This is a genomic window from Paenibacillus sp. 1182, assembly GCF_017833915.1.
Classification (GTDB): domain Bacteria; phylum Bacillota; class Bacilli; order Paenibacillales; family Paenibacillaceae; genus Paenibacillus; species Paenibacillus polymyxa_D.
Genome location: NZ_JAFICR010000011.1, coordinates 244,768 through 263,624 on the forward strand (window position 1 = coordinate 244,768; position 18,857 = coordinate 263,624).

Sequence of the window (18,857 nt, forward strand, 5' to 3'; positions counted from 1 at the left end):
GCCTGTATTGTATCATGTTTTTGTTGTAGAATGTACTGAAAGCCAGATTACCAATATACAACCGAATCAAGGAGGATGGGCAAAGTTGTCTTTGTATAATCGAGCTTCCGCACCCGGACGCTCGTCCTTAGAACATAATGTAAAGAAAACAGATCGAGATGGACTCGCGCCGTTTTTCCGAGAAATTCATCATCAGCATGCTATAGATAAGTTGACTTTTGTTTGTATCGGTACAGATCGCTCGTCGGGTGATTCACTGGGGCCACTGGTAGGCACCATGCTCAAGGAGCAAGGTTTTCCGCACGTGATTGGGACAATGTCGGAGCCCTGTGATGCGGATCATCTGGTTCCATACTTGGAGTGCATTCCCCAAGATCATCATGTGATCGCCATAGATGCTTGTCTTGGACAGCACGGCTCAACGGGAATGTTTCTTATTGCGTGTGAACCGCTAACTCCTGCGCGATCGGTAGGGCTGTCTCTGCCGTCTGTGGGTCATTATAGTGTTGCAGCGATTGTGAATGAGCGCAGTCCCAAACCCTATTGGACACTCCAAATGACTTCGCTTCACTTGGTCATGACAATGGCTGCGCATATTGCTAATGCGGCGGCTTGTGAATTTGGCTTAAAAACAGCTTCGCAAGATTTTCCAGAGGGTTACCGTTTCAGATATTGATCGTCTGCTTAATAATATACATCAGCATGTTCTACTCACTAATATATTCAGATCCAATAGATTATATACAGAGAAGGAAGGGTTCCACATGGAAAAGGTATTATGCGAAGGAACGACGATCTGCTATGCCGAACAGGGAAAAGGAGATCCGATCATTCTATTGCACGGATTTTGCGGAAGCTCCTCCTATTGGGATGAGGTTGTTCCCTTGCTGTCCCCAAGCTATCGTTGTATTGTTCCAGACTTGCGTGGACACGGACGCAGCGATGCTCCACTAGGAGCCTATACGATTGATCAAATGGCAGATGATGTGCTTAAACTTCAAGAACAATTGGACATCCCTCAGGCTGCCTGGTTTGGTCACTCCCTAGGAGGCTATTTAGCCCTTTCGGCAGTGCAAAGACATGCAGAGCGCCTTACAGCCTTTGGACTGATTCATTCCACAGCTTATGCAGATACGGACGAAGGTAAAGAAAAGCGTAACAAGGCTGTATCTACCATCCAAACGGAGGGGATTACCAACTTTGTAGATGGACTCGTACCGGGACTGTTTGCTCCTGATCATGTGGAGTCGATGTCCAGCCAATTACTTAAAGTCAAAGAAATTGGCTACAAAACACCTCCGCAAGGAGCTGTAGGAGCATCATTGGCTATGCGCGAGCGTCCTGACCGACGGGATGTGTTGTCGGCTTCTGCCTTGCCAGCTCTTTTAGTAGCGGGGGAGCAGGATCAGGCGGTTCCTCCAGCGCGGACGTTTACAACAGATCGGGCCGGAGTAACTCAGGTTACCCTGCCGGAAGCAGGTCACATGAGCCTGTTTGAGGCACCGGAGCTATTAGCTAATGCTATCTTGGCGTTTTTGGAGCAAAACTTGAAAAAGTAGACTAAGGTAAGCCCAAAAACCGGAACCCTTTGATGTGATCGTCAGAAGGTTCCGGTTTCTTGTATGCAAATTGTTTTTAGATGTGGTCACTATACATTCAGTTTATTTGAATTTTGCTGACTTGTTGTATCATATCGGTTAATGTGCAGAATACCTAAGTCATATTATTTTTGTTCAAGGCAAACGCCGTCGGCAAACCATCAATACTCTCTAAACTTTTCTCGTATGCATACTTTTTAAGTACTTCTTCGCCCATCTGAATCGCCACGTCCTTCAGCTTTTCCCGTTCGCTCGTGTAAGTCATGAAGGGAACTGCAAAACCACATGAATCCTGCACCATATGAACATCAACTACTATGATTTGTCTTGCTCCAGGAAGTGGATTAAAGAGAGGATACAGCTCATTCCAACGCTTTGTATTGGGCAACACGACTGTGCCAGTACCATAGAGTCTTAATACACTGGGCTCGCCTTCAAATGCACAGAACATGATGGTTACCCGTCCGTTCTCTATAATGTGCGCACTTGTTTCGTTGCCACTTCCCGACAAGTCGAGATAGGCTACCTCCTGATCTGACAAAATACGAAAGGAATCATATCCCTTGGGGGAAATATTCACATGCCCCGTCTCGGATATCGGTGCTGATCCTACAAAGAAAATATGCTGTCGCTGTATGAACTCTTTATATTCCGGTAGTATCGCACTGAATTTTTTTCCCATACTTAAACGTCCTCCCCTGTAAAATATCAATGCATAATTTTGTTTCGAATGAAAATAAATATTTTATTTTATTATATGAATCAATAAATAATAAAGATTATTTTTGTTTCGAATGAAACAAAAATAACACGAGACTAACGGAGAATCAATATCAAATTTTCAAATACTCTATTTCGTTAGTCCATGATCGGCTACAAAACACTGTACTAACGGAATGTTACGTGCCATACGTGATTTCTGAGTGTCGAATCTTTGATGCTATAAAGTATTTGTAATTGTGTTAAATGAAATTGCGGCATGGCGGTGGCATTTGGCTTTTAGACAAGGATGTCATACAATCAGAAGACAGAAGTTTCTGGTTGTCTAGGCATCGGGATGAAAGGAAGGGAACGGCTTGCTTAGAAAAGACTATTTGCTCAGTATGATGGAAGAATTGACATCCGCAGTAGCATCGGTGCTCGGTCTTAGGCGCGAAAATAAACACATCGAAGCGCTGAAACAGCTAGATGACCTGCTCAACAAGCAGTTTCGTCTTCGTTCAGATCTGCTCAGACGATTGCCGCCGGAACAAATTATTGAGCTTTTCCGATTGGGCCCTGGAATTGAAGCGGATAAGCTTCAGCAGGTGGCTCGCATTTTGGAGGAAGAAGCCGCGATTTACCTGGAAACCAGCAGAACAGACGAAGGTATACGAATCTTGATGAAATCTCTTCATTTATATTTGTACAGCGATACGAATGGCGCGACTCGTGATCTGCAGGTCCTGCCTGAACGAATAGCGTGTATCGTGAAGCTGGTGCGCGAATATGAGCTCCCCCCTGAAACCAGCAAGCTGCTGGCTGTTCATTACGAGCGAGAAAACAGGTTGGACGAAGCCGCCGATGTCTGGTTTGGATTGGCATGGGAGCAGCCAGAGCTGCTAGCGGAAGCGGAGACGTTTTATAGTCAATTACTGGATAAGACCAATGCAGAGCTGGAGCTGGGTGGAATTTCACGCCAGGAAGTCACCGAGGGTTTGACCGAGATCACCCAATTACATGAAAGAAAGTGAGATGTACCTTTTGGATTCACTGCGCGAACTTATATACCAATTGACCACGGGAGGATCCCTCATAACAGCGACGCTGAGTCAGCTTCGCAAACGGGAGGATGCTTCTTTTACTAAAGTACAAATTAAACCTGTAGAATTGAAAAACAAACTGCATTACCAGTTTGCTTTTCATTACAGCAACAAAGTCATTCATGAAAATCTGATCCCTGACGAAGCTAACGAGCGTATGACTGCCTTGTTTGAGGACACGTTCCGCCAAGGACTTTTATGCGCCAAGGATGCAGACTACCAAGTGCTGATCAGTAAAAAATATAAAGTATCCATTCTGACAAAGTCACCGAGCAAAAGTAAAGCCGACCTGTCTCATAATCGCAAAAAGCAATATGTGCTCGAAGAAGGGGAACGAATTCCTTTCCTGATTGAGCTGGGGATTATGAATGAGGATGGTAAGGTACTGGCCCGCAAGTATGATAAGTTTCGTCAAATTAACCGGTTTCTCGAAATGGTGCAGGATGTATTACCTAGCCTTCCGGTAGGCCGCCCATTGACGATTGTGGATTTTGGCTGTGGCAAATCGTATTTGACCTTTGCGTTGTATCACTATTTGGCTGTACAGCAAAAGCGACCATTGCAGATCGTTGGTTTGGACTTGAAGGCAGATGTCATTGAAGCCTGTAATGTTCTGGCTCAAAAGCTGCAATATCGACAGTTGGAGTTTCTGGTCGGTGATATCGCAGACTATAACGAACTGGAACAGGTGGATATGGTTGTTACCTTGCACGCTTGTGATACTGCAACAGATGCGGCGCTGGAAAAGGCTGTTCGCTGGGGTGCTTCCGTCATTTTGTCGGTTCCGTGTTGCCAGCATGAGCTGTTTAACCAACTGGAAAATCCGGTATTGGAGCCGTTGCTTTCCCACGGCATTTTAAAGGAGCGTTTTTCTGCACTGGCAACGGATGGAATCCGGGCCAAACTGCTGGATATGATGGGATATCGGACACAGCTATTGGAATTTATCGACATGGAGCATACACCTAAAAATATTCTGATTCGTGCCGTCAAAGGGCAAGCGGGAGAACAATCCGTTCTGTGGCGTGAATACACAGCATTTCGGGATTTTATTCATGCTGATCCTTATTTGGAACGCGCTTGTGCGGACTTGCTTCCCGAAGGAGCGGGGAAAAAGCAGACACATAGCTAGGAATATAGTAAAAGTGGAGCCACTGCGGGGTGGCTCCACTTTTTTGTAGTTCACAGTTCATGATTGCAGTACACAAACATCTATCCGCCATAGGCATTTCTAAAAGCGGTGCACAAGACATCGCGATCCACCTTCCACAATGCCGCGAGCTCCTCGCTGACATCTTCATCCCACCAGTCGCACAGTAGTTTGCGATTACTATGGTTTTCCGCAATCCAGATAAGGTGTCCGACGACCTTGCGGCAGTATAGTTCTTCGCCCTGCTTGACCAGATCAGGAGCAATGTGAACAGGCAGACGTTTGCAGGTTCGATACAACTCTTTGGTACATGCGCGGCGGATACCACGAGCCGTGGGTAATCGGGATTGTGAATTGTCATGTTTGGGGAATTTGCCGGGAGGCATATTGTACCCCCTCCTCTCTCTCACAACTTATGCGGGCAGAGGATCCGGGGTCACTGACTTCCCTTTTTGGACGAAGTGGCGACTTGTTCTGCCGCTGTGATACACTAAATGAAAATAGAGAAACAGGCAGGGAGTGGGAAGAGAGATGGACCAAATATCTAGTATCATTAATTATTTGTTTGAGATCATTCGTAGTCTTGGGTATTTTGGTATTATGCTAGGCTTGATGGTGGAGGTCATTCCAAGTGAAATAGTCCTCGCTTATGGCGGTTTTTTAGTGTCCTCGGGTCATATTAATTTTTTTGGCGCAGTCGTGTTTGGAACGATTGGCGGGGTGCTGGCCCAGTTGTTCATTTACTGGATTGGACGCTATGGCGGCAGACCCGTTTTAGATAAGTATGGGAAATACATACTCATCAAAAAAAGTCATGTTGACCACGCTGAAGCCTGGTTCAATAAATATGGCACAGGGGTCATTTTTACAGCTCGCTTTATCCCTGTTGTTCGTCACGCGATCTCAATCCCTGCCGGGTTGGCTCGAATGAACGTATGGCGCTTTATTATTTTGACAACGCTGGCGATTATACCTTGGTCTGTTTTGTTTATATATTTAGGTATGCTGTTGGGAGACAAGTGGGAACAAATTGACGAAGTGGCAGCACCTTACATCAAACCGATTTTGCTGGTTGCTCTTGCGCTCTTGATCATTTATTTTGTTATCAAATGGATTGTAGCCAAAAACAAAAAAGGAAGTGTATAACATGAGCCGTACTAACGTATCGCAATATTTCGGAAAGGGCTTGAGTCCTGAACAATTTATGGAGGGCATGGAAAAGAACAAAGAAGCCTTCCGCTCTGGATACGATCAGTTTGTGTGGAGCAGCGAAGAGGATCGGGAGTTTTTTGAAAGCCTGAACCATCGTGATGATCTGCGTGTGCTTATATTGGCTGCCGACTGGTGTGGGGATGTAGTACGCAATGTGCCAGTTGTGTTCCGCGCGTTGGAGAATAGCGGGATTCCAACCGAAGTATTGATTCTGGAAAATCATCAGGCGCTGATGGACGACTTCCTGACAATGGGCGGACGTGCTGTGCCGATTGTGATTTTTGCGGATACGGGAGGTCATGTACTTGGCCACTGGGGACCACGCCCTGCACATGTTCAACAAATTATGATCGCATTCAAACGTGAAAATCCAGATCGGGAAGCCGATGATTATCAAGAAAAAATCGCAGTTGCTCGTAAAGAAATGGCTGGAAAATATGGGGAGGGAACCGAGGTCCATCCTGTAATTGTTCAGGAATTACGCGAGCTGATCTCGGGATTTTAACTTATGACATTATCTATTCGCAGTTTTAATCTCGGCCCGCTCCAGACGAATGCTTATTTGCTTCAAGGAGATGATCCGAAGCGCGCTGTTATTATTGATCCAGGGATGAATCCGGGTCCTTTGCTGAGAGCCATTGAGCCACTGACGATTGAAGCTATCCTGCTGACGCATGCCCATTTTGACCATATCGGAGGAGTAGAGGAGATTCGCAATGCCAAAGACTGCCCGGTTTATCTGCACGCCTTGGAGCAAGACTGGCTTACATCTCCTAAGCTGAATGGCTCCTTGATGTGGCCAGAGGCATCCCCTCCGATCTCGACGGAACCAGCCGAATATGACTTGGCAGAAGGTCAACAATTGAACCTGATCGGTCACACGTTCCGGGTTTTCCATACACCGGGCCATTCACCCGGAAGTGTCAGCTTTTTATGCGGCAAAGATCTTTTTTCCGGGGATGTGCTATTTCGTCAGGGCGTTGGACGCACGGATCTGGCGGGCGGCCGCGAACGGGATCTATACGATTCTATTCAGAACAAATTGTTTCCACTCGGAGATGACGTTACAGTCTATTCCGGTCACGGTCCCAAAACGTCCATCGGTTATGAGAAAGCTAACAATCCGTATATCCGGTAAATGTGATGAATGTTCAGTAGGGGCAAAATCAAAGGTGTGACAGGTTTTGCCCCATTTCGACAACAAATTATAAATTATGTATAGACAAAGGTTTTTATTTTTGTTAACATAAATTTATTGAAGTTACATACTAAACTCGCGAAGCACGCAAGCTGTGGATGAATCCCGGTTTGCGTTCTTTTTTTTGCCCATTAAGAGGATAAAGAGGCATGAGGCCGTCAGATCACAAGGGGGAGCAAGAATGAAAAGAAAACATATATATGGGGTACAACGTGAGATTGGAGGTAGTTTCCGGGTTCCCAATATAATAGATATTGAAGATTCTGTGGCAGATTCCGAGCCGAAGATCATAACTTGGAAAAAGGTGAAACGACGGGGCGGAATCCCTACACAAAACTGGCATGTGAGGCTGAATGAACACAGGTTGGGACGTGGAGACGGTCGATTATGAAGATACATAGATGATATAGACAAGCTACTTTTTTTTTAGTAGACTTAGCAGATAAGTTCAGACAAACGGGGGGGCTAACGATGCATCATTTAGGAGCTAGAATTATGATCGTCGCGGATGCTTTTGAGCAGAATCTTCCTGTGGGCGAACATGGTTATATCATTGCTTACGACCGTAATGCGGACAATGCTTTTGACTATGTCATTCGCGTACCGAAGGTGAACCGCAATTTTTTTGTACCATCCGGAGACATCGAGCTGGAAGAGAGTATTCTCAAGCTGGAAGCCGAGCGGATTGAGCGTGAAGCGCTGATAGATTACGCCCTTGCTACCCATAATGAGCAACTGTTCATGCATGTGATGAACGGTGGTATTGATTCGGTAGAGACTGAGGAAGAAGAAACCGCGGCGGAGTTGTTGTCACAGGCTGATTTTATCAGACAAGTCAATTTGCGTGCTTGGATATAGAAGTCGGCTACGGTCGATTCTTTTTAAGAATATATAAAGGGCACAATCTCAGCTCCTATAGTTTTCACGAAAGAGCACCGAAAGGTGCTTTTTTTATATTCTTTTAGCAACATTTACCTCATCGAAGTGCAGTTTGCTTCTGTACCGCGTCAAAGATTGAATTGTAAAGGGTTCTATCCTATAATTAAAAACGTTATTTCAAAGTTCGGTGCAGCATTTTTTAATATCAGGATTTTGCAAAATTCGATTTCAGTCGCTTATTGGATTTTTTGCAAAATCCTCATATACATGAGGAGGGTTTTGTATGAACATTTCCACGGAAGATGTCCGTCACGTAGCCAAGCTGTCCAGGTTGAATCTGACCGCGGCTGAGGAAGAAACGATGACAGGACAATTAAACGCCATTCTCCATTATGCGGAGAAGCTGAATGAGCTGGATACGGAGCAGGTAAAGCCGACCACTCATGTGCTGCACGTCAGCAATGTCATGCGAGACGACGAAGTTCGCGAAAGTTTGACACATGAGCAAGTGATGCGCAATGCACCTGAAGAAGAAGACGGACAGTTTAAGGTTCCTGCTGTTCTGGAATAGATCTCATATTTGAAAGGAGGATGCAAATTGAGCTTGTTCAATAACACATTGCCCGAGATACATAACAAGCTGCATCAAAAGGAAATTTCCGTGAGTGATCTGGTAGGACACGCTCTGGAGACAATTGGTGCGCGGGAAGACAAGATCAGAGCTTATATTACCGTTGACGAGGAACAGGCCCGTGCATCCGCACGTCAGCTGGATGATCAACTGATTTCCGGAGAGGAAAGAGGGTTGTTGTTTGGCCTGCCAGTTGGCATTAAGGATAATATTGTGACAGAAGGGCTGCGTACAACATGTGGCAGTCAGTTTTTGAAAAATTTTGATCCCGTTTACGATGCCACAGTTGTTAGCAAGTTACGCGCAGCGCAAACCGTGACACTCGGTAAAATGAACATGGACGAATTCGCCATGGGCGGCTCTAACGAGAACTCCAGCTTTTTCCCTGCACGTAACCCTTGGGATTTAGAACGTGTTCCCGGTGGTTCCAGTGGCGGCTCGGCTGCGGCTGTTGCAGCGGGTGAGGCTTATTTCACGCTCGGCTCGGATACAGGGGGTTCCATTCGCCAGCCCGCTTCTTACTGCGGAGTAGTTGGCCTGAAACCAACCTATGGTCTAGTATCCCGCTTTGGACTGGTGGCTTTTGCCTCCTCTTTAGACCAAATTGGACCCATTACTAAAAATGTTCAGGATTCGGCCTATGTCCTACAAGCCATTGCAGGTTATGACCAGAAGGACTCCACTTCTGCAAAGGTAGACATTCCTGATTATTTGAACGCTTTAACCGGGGATGTAAAAGGACTACGTATCGCTGTGCCTAAAGAGTATCTTGGTGAGGGCGTCGATCCTCAGGTCAAGGAGAAGGTGCTGGATGCACTGAAAACGCTGGAAGGATTGGGCGCTGTATGGGAAGAGGTATCTCTTCCACACACGGAATATGCGGTTGCGACATACTACCTGCTGGCTTCATCCGAAGCGTCATCCAATCTGGCACGTTTTGACGGCGTGCGCTATGGTGTACGTTCTGACAATCCAGACAACCTGCTTGATCTATACCATCAGTCCCGTACGCAGGGTTTTGGTCCTGAGGTGAAGCGTCGGATTATGCTAGGTACCTATGCGCTCAGCTCTGGGTACTACGATGCTTATTATTTGAAAGCTCAAAAAGTGCGCACACTGATTAAACAGGATTTTGATCGTGTATTTGAACAATATGATGTGATTATCGGACCTACTGCACCGACAACTGCTTTCAAAATCGGCTCGCAAGTGGACGATCCATTAACAATGTATTTGAACGATATTTTGACGATTCCGGTGAGCTTGGCTGGTGTGCCAGCCATTAGCATTCCGTGTGGTCTAGCGGATGGAATGCCAGTCGGACTACAAATCATCGGAAAAGCCTTTGACGAGTCTTCCGTGCTACGCGTAGCTCATGCTTTTGAACAAAATACCGAATTTCACAAGCAGCGTCCGCAGCTGTAATTTGCCAAAAAGGAGGGAACCTATTCATGTCTACAACTACATCCAAGTATGAGACGGTCATCGGACTTGAAGTGCACGTGGAATTGCATACGAAGTCTAAAATATTCTGTGGATGCTCGACATCCTTCGGAGCACCACCCAACTCTCATACATGTCCGGTCTGTCTCGGTCATCCAGGGGTATTGCCGGTATTGAACCGTCAGGCCGTTGATTATGCGATGAAAGCAGCAATGGCGCTGAATTGCACCATTGCTGATGTGAGCAAGTTTGACCGCAAGAACTATTTTTACCCCGATTCACCTAAGGCCTACCAAATCTCACAATACGATCAACCCATTGGCGAAAATGGCTGGATTGATATTGAAGTGAATGGTGAGACAAAGCGTATCGGTATTACTCGACTGCATCTGGAAGAGGACGCAGGGAAATTAACACATGTTGATGGTGGCTACGCATCTTTGGTCGATTTTAATCGGGTCGGCACACCATTGGTCGAGATCGTTTCGGAACCGGAAATATCTTCGCCGGAAGAAGCCAAGGCCTATCTGGAAAAAATACGTGCCATTATGCAGTATTGTGACGTATCCGATGTGAAGATGGAGGAAGGATCACTTCGCTGCGACGCGAATATCAGTCTTCGTCCGCATGGACAAAAAGAGCTAGGAACTAAAGCGGAACTGAAAAACATGAACTCCTTCCGTGGCGTACAGCGCGGACTGGAATATGAGCAGTTCAGGCAGGAGCAGACGCTGGACGAAGGCGGAACAATTGTACAGGAGACACGTCGTTGGGATGAAGCACAAGGTAAAACTTTATCCATGCGTGGTAAAGAACAGGCCCATGACTATCGTTATTTCCCAGACCCGGATCTCGTTACTCTTCATATAGACGAGGAATGGAAAGAGCGCATCCGTGCTTCGATTCCTGAATTGCCTGACCAGCGTAAAGCACGCTACACTTCCGAATATGGATTACCTGAGTATGATGCCCAGGTGATTACGTCCTCCAAGCCATTGGCCGATTTGTTCGAGGATAGCCTTCAATTCACCAAGGATGCCAAAGCAGTATCCAACTGGATTATGGGGGATCTACTCGGTTATTTGAACAGTGCCGGTATTGAACTGTCGCAGGTTAAATTGACCGGTCGGGGCTTGGGTGAAATGATCGGACTGCTGGAGAAGGGAACGATCAATAGCAAAATCGCTAAAACGGTCTTCAAGGAAATGCTGGAAAGTGATAAACTGCCACAGCAAATTGTCGAAGAAAAAGGGCTTGTACAAATCAGTGATGAGGGTGCGATTCTTACAATTGTCGAACAAGTTGTAGCAGCTAACCCGCAATCGGTCGAGGATTACAAAGCTGGCAAGCAAAAGGCCATCGGCTTCCTAGTCGGTCAAGTGATGAAGGAGAGCAAGGGGAAGGCAAACCCTGGCCTTGCTAATAAGTTGCTGACGGAAGTGCTGAACCGCTAATGGCATAGATTTGACAGGGGCTTGTCTTTTAGGGACAGGCCCCTTTTGCATAGCCGCTAAGAATGGTTGGCGCGAACAAGCTTTAGAACCTGATGGCATTTTATGAGTTTCCTTAGGAGGGAAAACAGCATGGTTACCCTATGTTCATTGGAAGATGATGATATCGTCAGTCAGATATGGCGTCTACAGCATGTTGCCTATAGGCTGGAAGCTGAGCTGATTGGGTTTGATGAAATTCCTCCACTGATGGATACATTGGATACGCTGAGAAGCTGTGGAGAGTCTTTTTATGGGTGGCTGGAGGACGGTGAATTGCTAGGAGCACTGGCTGTGCAGTCCGAATCGCCCGATTCGCTTACCCTTACACGTATGATGGTTCACCCAGATCATTTTCGTAAAGGCATTGCAGATTCTTTAATGAAGCATGTTTTGAATGAATATCAAAATATCCCGTTGTTTATCGTCTCTACAGGAACTCTAAATACTCCTGCGGTGGCGTTATATCGAAAACATGGCTTTCGTCCCGTATCTGCGGCTGAGGTCGCTCCAGGCGTGGAATTAACTACCTACCATCTGCATAAGGTGGAATAGCATTGAGGTATCAAATTGACATTAAAAATGCACATAAGCCCACAAACCGCGCACCCGGAGTGGGAAGCACGACATAACCGGGAGGAGAGACTCGAATGAATAATCCGTGGATTATAGACGATTCACATATCATTTTACGGCTTTTACTGTCCATGCTTCTCGGTGGATTCATTGGGTTTGAACGCGAGCGTTCCAATCACGCAGCTGGTTTGAGGACTCATATTATGGTCAGCCTTGGTTCGACGCTGATTATGCTACTCTCCATTTACGGCTTTGCCGATTTTATTAAAGAAGCTAATGTACGCATAGATCCCGCTCGTTTGGCTACCGCTGTGATCACTGGCGTAGGCTTTTTGGGTGCAGGAACGATTATGTTCACAGGTAAATCCATTACCGGACTAACGACTGCGGCTTCCATTTGGGTCGTGGCTGCTATTGGCCTTGGGGTTGGAGCAGGGTTTTATTTCCCATCTATAGCGGCGACAGTGCTCGTATTTTTAAATTTATGGGTGTTTAACAAAGTTGAACTTCGGTATATGCGTGGACGCAAGCGCCATCTTATTACATTGTACGGATTGGCCTCTCACGGATTGCTGGATCAGATTTCGACTTATTTAGAGCAAGAAAAAGTGGAAATACGTAAAATAATGATTAAAGAACATGAAAATGTCCCATTTCACGAATTACATCCAGATCGGCAGAGTATGGAGGTTTCCCTAGAGGTGCTGGCCCGTCATGATTTTAATCCTGTACGTATTGCAGCAGATTTACGACAATGGGAAGATATAGCTGCAGTCTCTGTTGAGTAATAGGGTACCTTTTTTTAACAGTTACTCTTAAATCTGATTGGGGTACTATGTAAGCATTGAAATGTTTTTCAGCGGAACCACGTATGGGATTCAAAGGGGAGGATGGCATGAACTCGGAACAACCGTTACCGTCTGGAGAGGCTGGACAGCTACAAGCATCGGAACAGCGGGAACAGCCCAGACAGGGGAAGCGTCTAAAATACGCTAAATTTCGCAAAGTGATTGCCATTATCATGGCGGCATTGTTACCCGGACTAGGACATCTTTTTTTAGGACTGTTTATCAGGGGGCTTAGTTTTATTGTATTGCTCCTGCTAGATATTTTTGCGATGCTGTATGTTTCCTCTGACGGCTTAAGGATCAACATTCCATTACTTATTTTGCTTGGATTGTTCATACCTGTTTTATATTTTTATAATGTATATGATGTCTTACAGTCTGCAGATTATATGGTTCGCTATCGACGTAAGCCCGATCGTTATGTACGAATGGATGCTAGAGGCCAGCAAAGTAGTCCTTTTTATACGTGGGAGAGAGGCTTTGCTTTTGCTGTGCTGATGGTGGCAGGCGGTGGGCTTATGATTTTGTTTCGCATGAAACCTCGCTGGTTGAGCAATTTCTTTGAGGATTATGGATTCCTTACGCTGGCTATTTTATTAATGATGATCGGTTTATTCCTTTTTCTAAGGGAAGCCCTTCTGACCTTTAAGCGTAAAAAGTTGAAAGAAAGAGGGTGAAGCTGGCGTGCACCGTAAAATAAGAGTCGGGCGCTACACCTCTTCGCTTCTGTTGATGGCTGTAGGCATTTTGCTTATTGTAGATGTGTTTCAAAATACTGAATATATGCTTCAACTCCTCGTTTGGTGGCCCGTAATCTTCGTGCTTTGGGGACTGGAGTATCTAATTTTTTTTGCTGTGTACTTTCGGAAAGAAGGCAAGTCTGACAATGGAAGGCGATTCAGACCTGACCTAAAGGGGATTCTGTCCGCTTTGGTAGTGGCAGCCTCGGTTTTTATCGTGACCCAGCAAAATCATTATATGTATCTGTGGAATCGGGTCAGTCTCAATCTGACGTCAGCCTCTATGGATTTTAGCCAGGCTAAAGAGAATCGGTATGATATGGGTGGTGTGCTGGTACCTGTAACTATGCAGACGTCCGATTTAATAGTTGATTCGGTTAATGGTGATGTAACACTGATCAGACGACCTGTGTCCAATATAGAGGTACGAGGGACTCTATGGGTGGATCAAGCGCCTGCTGCCGAAGCGGACAAGATTGCTCAAGCTTCTTCACTGACTTCTACCGACGGCAAGACTATCCAGATTCGTCCGGAGGCACAGTCATACGGAGCATCAAGCAAACGTCAGCCCCGTGTGAACATGCTGATCACCGTGCCTGAGGACCGACGGTTCAATATGCAGATTAGAACCTCCAACGGGAATATTACCTTGAATGGAGTTGATGCTATTGACAGCATTAGACTCGAGAGCGGTAATGGAAATCTCATCGTTAATGACGCTATCGGCAATGTCAAGGGAGGCACGCTGAACGGTCAGGTTAAATTGCATCGGATTTCTGGAGATGTGGATGTGCGCACGAACCGAGGCGACATGCAGGCAGGCGATATTGAGGGAGCTGTCACACTACATACCATGGTAGGTGACATTCAGCTTGCTCGTTCGGAAGGAGATATCACTGTTGATACTCAGAATGGGGACATGAATGTGTTGAATTCTACAGCCAAGCTGAATGCTAATTCGCTTAATGGCTCTATCAAAGTGCATAGCGAACAGGTGAGCGGAGATTGGAAAATATACAGTGCTGTCGGTGATATCGTATTGGATCTTCCGTCGAATGGAGATTTTCAGTTAGAGGGTTCAAGCAGTTATGGTAATCTTCAATCCGATTTTCCATTTAAAATAGACAGTAAAAGTATTTCAGGCCAAAACGGGACAGGCAAGTATGCGATCAACGTGGAGGGCAACAGTAATTTAACCATTAAAAAGTTACTGATGCCGTCGTTACCCGACTTGGAAGATTCCGGGGGTACGACTGCGCCCGATACATCTGAAATCTCTCCGGCTGAACCTAGAGCTCCCGAGACAGATACCTCTATAGGAGCATCCGGCGACAATACGGCGCGTTGACAAGAAACTTGAGTAGACCGTACAATGTGAGTAGGTTTAGAAGTAAGTTGTAAATAGATGCGTGGTAATTGATAGGATCGTAAGTAAGGGATAAGGCGGTGGACATATATGGCAGCACGCGTCCAGCATGCTTTGGAACTTCTAAAGAAGACAGGTGTACGCATAACACCCCAGCGTCATGCCATATTAAACTATTTGATGGAAACCATGGGGCATCCGACTGCAGATGAAATATATCGAGCGCTTGAGTCCAAGTTTCCAAGTATGAGTGTGGCTACGGTTTATAATAACTTAAAGATGTTTATAGAAGCGGGTATGGTACATGAGTTGACCTATGGAGATAACGCCAGTCGTTATGATGCCAATATTTCGGAGCACTATCACATCATTTGCGAAAAATGCGGAAAAATTGAAGATTTCAGTTATCCCTATTTGGCTGATGTGGAACGTCATGCTGCGTTGGAAACAGGCTTCGAAGTGCATGGACATCGTATGGAGTTACACGGAGTATGCAAAACTTGTAGTAACAAACAAACGTAACGAAACAAGGAATAGAGTTTTTTTGTGCGGTATGTATATATTGTAATGGATTGGAAACGTGAGCAATTCTCCGTAAGCGGGGATTTACCGCGTTTTTTTGTTTAAATCACTTTACTTTTGTTTCAAGTAATCTGTTGAGGTTACAAAATACGGAATTCAAAGTTCATACAATGGAGGTTCAATATTGGCCAGAAATCATTCCAGACGCCGCCGTAAACGTTCACGATTCAAAGGAGCGGCAAGCCTGCTATTATTTGCAGCGATTATATGCGCAATTACTGTCGTATGGTTTGGTAATCCCCTTCATGAGAAACCCGATTGGCAGGGCAGTGTCCGTCCTATTTTTATGCAGGGCAAGTTGACTGGGTATGAAGCTCAAAGCTCCGGCAAGAACATGCTGATGCCGCTTAAATTGGTGCAAAGTCAAATTGATCCTTCGGTTCGCTATGAGGATGACAGCCAAACCGTCATTATGGCGACGAGACAAAGCTTGCTCTATATGAAGGTTTCGAAGGCACAAGGGGAATTGAATGGTAAAACATATGCGCTGAGCGCAGCCCCCCAGGTGATCAGTGGAGAGGTATATATCCCGATAGAGGCTGTACGTGAAGTATACGGCGTTTCTATACACGAAGACTCTGTAACGGGTGCCGTTATCTTGATGAAGGCCGGCGAGAAGGTCAGGCTGGGTAATGTAGAAAAGAAGGATGGGCAACAGGATGCTAGAATTGCCTTACGTAAAGAAGCCTCTAGCCTATCTTTTATTTTGACAGATGTACCTCAGCGGACGAAAGTACGTATCTGGTCCCAACAGGGTGATTGGTATTTTGTGCAGTTAGACAATGGCTATGCAGGATACATTAAATCAGACCATATCGCTGAAGGAGAAGAGCTTGTGATTCCTTCGGTTAAGGACGATTTGTCCATATCGGAGAAGCATTGGGAGGGGAGACCAGTGAATCTCGCTTGGGAAGCCGTCTATAATCGCAAGCCCGATCCTTCCAAGTTTGATCCTATGCCTGGAGTAAATGTGGTGAGCCCTACGTGGTTCAGTGTCGTCGATCATGAGGGCACTGTAGAAAGCAAAGCGGATCCTTCTTATGTCAGCTGGGCACATCGCAAGGGTATGGAGGTTTGGGGGTTGTTGAGCAACAGTTTTAATCCCGAACTAACAACAGAAGCTTTGTCTACCTTTGAACGTCGAAAGTCGATTGTAGATCAGATGATTTCACTTGCTCAACAAAATGATCTGGACGGTATTAATATCGACTTTGAAAATGTTCATACAAAGGATGGCCCCAATGTCACCCAATTTTTGCGTGAACTTAAACCGATGGCTCGGGAACATGATTTGATACTGTCCATTGATGTTACGCCTAAATCTCAAAGTGAGATGTGGTCTGTTTTTTTGGATCGAAAAGCATTGGGGACTATAACAGATTATCTCATGGTAATGGCGTATGATGAGCATTGGGCGGCTAGTCCAAAAGCTGGTTCCGTCGCCTCGTTACCATGGACGGAAGCGTCAATTAAGCGAATTATTCGGGAAGATGAAGTGCCGTCTCAAAAAGTGGTTTTAGGTATTCCATTATATACTCGCGTGTGGTCCGAGACTCCCAAAGAAGGGAAGATTAAGGTCACCTCCAAATCACTTGGTATGGAGTCAGCAGCCAATATCATAGCCCAATTTAAGTTGAAGCCCAAGTTTAGAGCTTCCGAAGGCCAGAATTATGTCGAGTATACAGAAGACGGCGTAGTCAAAAAGATTTGGCTGGAGGATCAGGTATCTCTGAAGGCAAGAGTAGAACTTGCCAAATCGCTGAAGCTCGGAGGAATTGGTGTGTGGAATCGAAGCTTTGCAGATAAAGACGCTTGGATAACACTGAAAAAAATAAGTGAATAAGATAAAAAAATTACAATTGAAGAAGGAAGTTTCTTATTTATGTAGAAATGATCACATGTATCCAAATATCCAATTTGCGGTCATAGCCGCCTTGCAGGTATGGAGGGAGAAGTGCAGCTAACCAAATTAAACCTGATATATGATGAATTGTTGCAGGAGGATTCAATAGGTATTATTTCGTACAGAAAACCGGGAGAGTATTTTCACGGTTCAATGTTGTATGACTTTGATGAACTTATTCTAATTATTGGAGAAGGCACCAAGCCAGTCCGTTCTATTCAACACTTATTTATGAATGGTTTAAGATGCCAAGTGTTGTACGCAACGCTCAGTTGTCTGAAGGAATGGATTATCGCTGGTGAACAAGCCAACATTATAGATTATGTGCTAGAAGGGCGTATTGTCTGGGAAAGGGATGACAGGGTTCGTTTTTTAAGACAGGAAATTGTTGAGTTTAACGATCCACTGCGGGAGCAGAAGCGATTTCATGAGTTCTCCCGCTTTCTGGTCAATTACGTTCATGGTAAAAGAGCGGTGCGAGAAGGGCGGATCATTGACGCTTATCAAAGTGTTCTGAAAGCATTGGATCATTGGGCATCTATTGAACTCATTGAACGGGGGATTTATCCAAAGGTTCACTTATGGGTTCAGGTACAGCCTCTGGATCGAACAATTGACAAACTGTATAACGAACTCACATTAAGTACGGAAACCTTGGAACAACGGGTTGAACTAGTACTGCTTGCTTGTGAATTTTCAGTTATGTCAAAAATGGAGGAGTGCTCCTCTCCGCTATTCCGTATATTAGGCAGCAGACGGGAACCTTGGTCTATAAATGAACTTATTAACCATCCTGAGCTAAAGAATCTCCAATTGGATCTTACCGTCGTGCTCCGTAAACTGGTATATCGATCACTTATTAGAGAAACAGCTGCCGGGGATTTTAGGGATCGCGGGCAAAATCGTGAACTGCGTTACTCTCTTATTTGATGTACAGGGGTTGATTTGTCAGGAAGAAAGGTTGTTAAACCGACTTTTCTTCCTTTTTTTGCACATGATCTAGTATTTATAAATAGTTAAAAAATATAAATTATTAATTTAGGTTGACGAGTATATAAAATATGTGATAAGTTATAACTCGCCCCATTAAGCAGCATGAATAGTTTTGAACTGTTTAAAGCAGGATAAACGTGTTGCATCAAGCGGAAAAAATAAGTTTTCAAAAAAAAGCTTGACGAAAAATGAGGTTATGTGTTACATTATTTAAGTCGCCGCTGAGACGCGGTGGTGAAACAAAGTAAGACGTTATGTAGGTTTGATCTTTGAAAACTGAACAACGAGTGAGTAAAACGATTTTGCTTGCAAAATCAAACAAGAGATATTTTTTATCTCGTCAGTTTCAACATGAGCTTATCGCTCTTTCTATAAACCAGCTTCGGTTGGTCTTTAATGGAGAGTTTGATCCTGGCTCAGGACGAACGCTGGCGGCGTGCCTAATA

21 protein-coding genes are annotated in these 18,857 nt (G+C 45.2%); 19 read left to right on the plus strand and 2 right to left on the minus strand.

Annotated features, from left to right (window positions below; all coding sequences use genetic code 11):
- Positions 1–85 precede the first annotated feature (85 nt).
- Both yyaC and JOD82_RS21600 read left to right on the plus strand, forming a co-directional pair.
- Complete coding sequence (gene yyaC / locus JOD82_RS21595; protein WP_039273804.1) at positions 86–676, plus strand: spore protease YyaC; 591 nt, start codon at positions 86–88, stop codon at positions 674–676.
- A gap of 88 nt (positions 677–764) precedes the next feature.
- Positions 765–1,559: an alpha/beta fold hydrolase gene (locus JOD82_RS21600; RefSeq protein ID WP_029517180.1), complete on the plus strand. Its 795-nt coding sequence runs from the start codon at positions 765–767 to the stop codon at positions 1,557–1,559.
- 154 nt (positions 1,560–1,713) lie between these two features.
- On the opposite strand, the gene JOD82_RS21605 is transcribed toward JOD82_RS21600, so the two are convergent.
- Positions 1,714–2,280: a pyridoxamine 5'-phosphate oxidase family protein gene (locus tag JOD82_RS21605; protein ID WP_069011999.1), complete on the minus strand. Its 567-nt coding sequence runs from the start codon at positions 2,278–2,280 to the stop codon at positions 1,714–1,716.
- A gap of 394 nt (positions 2,281–2,674) precedes the next feature.
- Here JOD82_RS21605 and JOD82_RS21610 point away from each other — a divergent pair, with 394 nt between their 5' ends.
- Together JOD82_RS21610 and JOD82_RS21615 are read left to right on the plus strand one after the other, a co-directional pair.
- Positions 2,675–3,331 carry a DUF6483 family protein gene (locus JOD82_RS21610; RefSeq protein ID WP_069012001.1) on the plus strand — a complete coding sequence of 219 codons (657 nt, stop codon included), beginning with the start codon at positions 2,675–2,677 and terminating at the stop codon, positions 3,329–3,331.
- Positions 3,318–4,532 (plus strand): class I SAM-dependent methyltransferase, encoded by a 1,215-nt coding sequence (locus JOD82_RS21615; protein ID WP_069012003.1) that lies wholly within the window; start codon positions 3,318–3,320, stop codon positions 4,530–4,532. Before JOD82_RS21610 ends, JOD82_RS21615 begins: the two co-directional genes overlap by 14 nt.
- 80 nt (positions 4,533–4,612) lie before the next feature.
- Here the strand turns inward: JOD82_RS21615 and JOD82_RS21620 are convergent, their stop codons facing one another.
- Complete coding sequence (locus JOD82_RS21620) at positions 4,613–4,936, minus strand: hypothetical protein (protein ID WP_029517184.1); 324 nt, start codon at positions 4,934–4,936, stop codon at positions 4,613–4,615.
- A 145-nt stretch (positions 4,937–5,081) separates the two neighbouring features.
- Here JOD82_RS21620 and uptA point away from each other — a divergent pair, with 145 nt between their 5' ends.
- The 15 genes from uptA (at position 5,082) to JOD82_RS21695 (ending at position 18,348) form a co-directional block, all read left to right on the plus strand.
- On the plus strand, positions 5,082–5,696 hold the full coding sequence (gene uptA, locus JOD82_RS21625; RefSeq protein ID WP_029517185.1) for an undecaprenyl phosphate transporter UptA: 615 nt from the start codon (positions 5,082–5,084) through the stop codon (positions 5,694–5,696).
- Between the two features lies 1 nt (position 5,697).
- The gene (locus JOD82_RS21630; protein ID WP_029517186.1) at positions 5,698–6,267 is read left to right on the plus strand and encodes a thioredoxin family protein; all 570 of its coding nucleotides are present in this window, start codon (positions 5,698–5,700) and stop codon (positions 6,265–6,267) included.
- 3 nt (positions 6,268–6,270) lie between these two features.
- Positions 6,271–6,900: an MBL fold metallo-hydrolase gene (locus JOD82_RS21635; protein ID WP_069012005.1), complete on the plus strand. Its 630-nt coding sequence runs from the start codon at positions 6,271–6,273 to the stop codon at positions 6,898–6,900.
- A 241-nt stretch (positions 6,901–7,141) separates the two neighbouring features.
- Entirely contained in the window at positions 7,142–7,351 is a 210-nt protein-coding gene (locus JOD82_RS21640) for a hypothetical protein (protein WP_069012007.1), read from the plus strand.
- Between the two features lie 80 nt (positions 7,352–7,431).
- Positions 7,432–7,818, plus strand: a complete 387-nt coding sequence (locus JOD82_RS21645; protein ID WP_025675434.1) for a hypothetical protein — start codon at positions 7,432–7,434, stop codon at positions 7,816–7,818.
- Positions 7,819–8,122: 304 nt separating this feature from the next.
- On the plus strand, positions 8,123–8,410 hold the full coding sequence (gene gatC / locus JOD82_RS21650) for an Asp-tRNA(Asn)/Glu-tRNA(Gln) amidotransferase subunit GatC (RefSeq protein WP_013311910.1): 288 nt from the start codon (positions 8,123–8,125) through the stop codon (positions 8,408–8,410).
- 27 nt (positions 8,411–8,437) lie between these two features.
- Entirely contained in the window at positions 8,438–9,895 is a 1,458-nt protein-coding gene (gene gatA / locus JOD82_RS21655; protein ID WP_023990257.1) for an Asp-tRNA(Asn)/Glu-tRNA(Gln) amidotransferase subunit GatA, read from the plus strand.
- Positions 9,896–9,921: 26 nt separating this feature from the next.
- On the plus strand, positions 9,922–11,367 hold the full coding sequence (gene gatB, locus JOD82_RS21660) for an Asp-tRNA(Asn)/Glu-tRNA(Gln) amidotransferase subunit GatB (RefSeq protein WP_069012008.1): 1,446 nt from the start codon (positions 9,922–9,924) through the stop codon (positions 11,365–11,367).
- Positions 11,368–11,496: 129 nt separating this feature from the next.
- Positions 11,497–11,958, plus strand: a complete 462-nt coding sequence (locus JOD82_RS21665) for a GNAT family N-acetyltransferase (protein WP_029517189.1) — start codon at positions 11,497–11,499, stop codon at positions 11,956–11,958.
- A gap of 95 nt (positions 11,959–12,053) precedes the next feature.
- Positions 12,054–12,767, plus strand: a complete 714-nt coding sequence (locus JOD82_RS21670; protein ID WP_029517190.1) for an MgtC/SapB family protein — start codon at positions 12,054–12,056, stop codon at positions 12,765–12,767.
- An 83-nt stretch (positions 12,768–12,850) separates the two neighbouring features.
- Positions 12,851–13,504 (plus strand): hypothetical protein, encoded by a 654-nt coding sequence (locus JOD82_RS21675; protein WP_069012013.1) that lies wholly within the window; start codon positions 12,851–12,853, stop codon positions 13,502–13,504.
- A 7-nt stretch (positions 13,505–13,511) separates the two neighbouring features.
- On the plus strand, positions 13,512–14,915 hold the full coding sequence (locus tag JOD82_RS21680) for a DUF4097 family beta strand repeat-containing protein (protein ID WP_029517192.1): 1,404 nt from the start codon (positions 13,512–13,514) through the stop codon (positions 14,913–14,915).
- A 108-nt stretch (positions 14,916–15,023) separates the two neighbouring features.
- On the plus strand, positions 15,024–15,455 hold the full coding sequence (locus JOD82_RS21685) for a Fur family transcriptional regulator (protein WP_029517193.1): 432 nt from the start codon (positions 15,024–15,026) through the stop codon (positions 15,453–15,455).
- A 184-nt stretch (positions 15,456–15,639) separates the two neighbouring features.
- The gene (locus JOD82_RS21690; protein ID WP_069012010.1) at positions 15,640–17,358 is read left to right on the plus strand and encodes a glycosyl hydrolase family 18 protein; all 1,719 of its coding nucleotides are present in this window, start codon (positions 15,640–15,642) and stop codon (positions 17,356–17,358) included.
- Positions 17,359–17,469: 111 nt separating this feature from the next.
- Complete coding sequence (locus JOD82_RS21695) at positions 17,470–18,348, plus strand: nucleotidyltransferase-like protein (protein WP_081317598.1); 879 nt, start codon at positions 17,470–17,472, stop codon at positions 18,346–18,348.
- Positions 18,349–18,857: the final 509 nt, after the last annotated feature.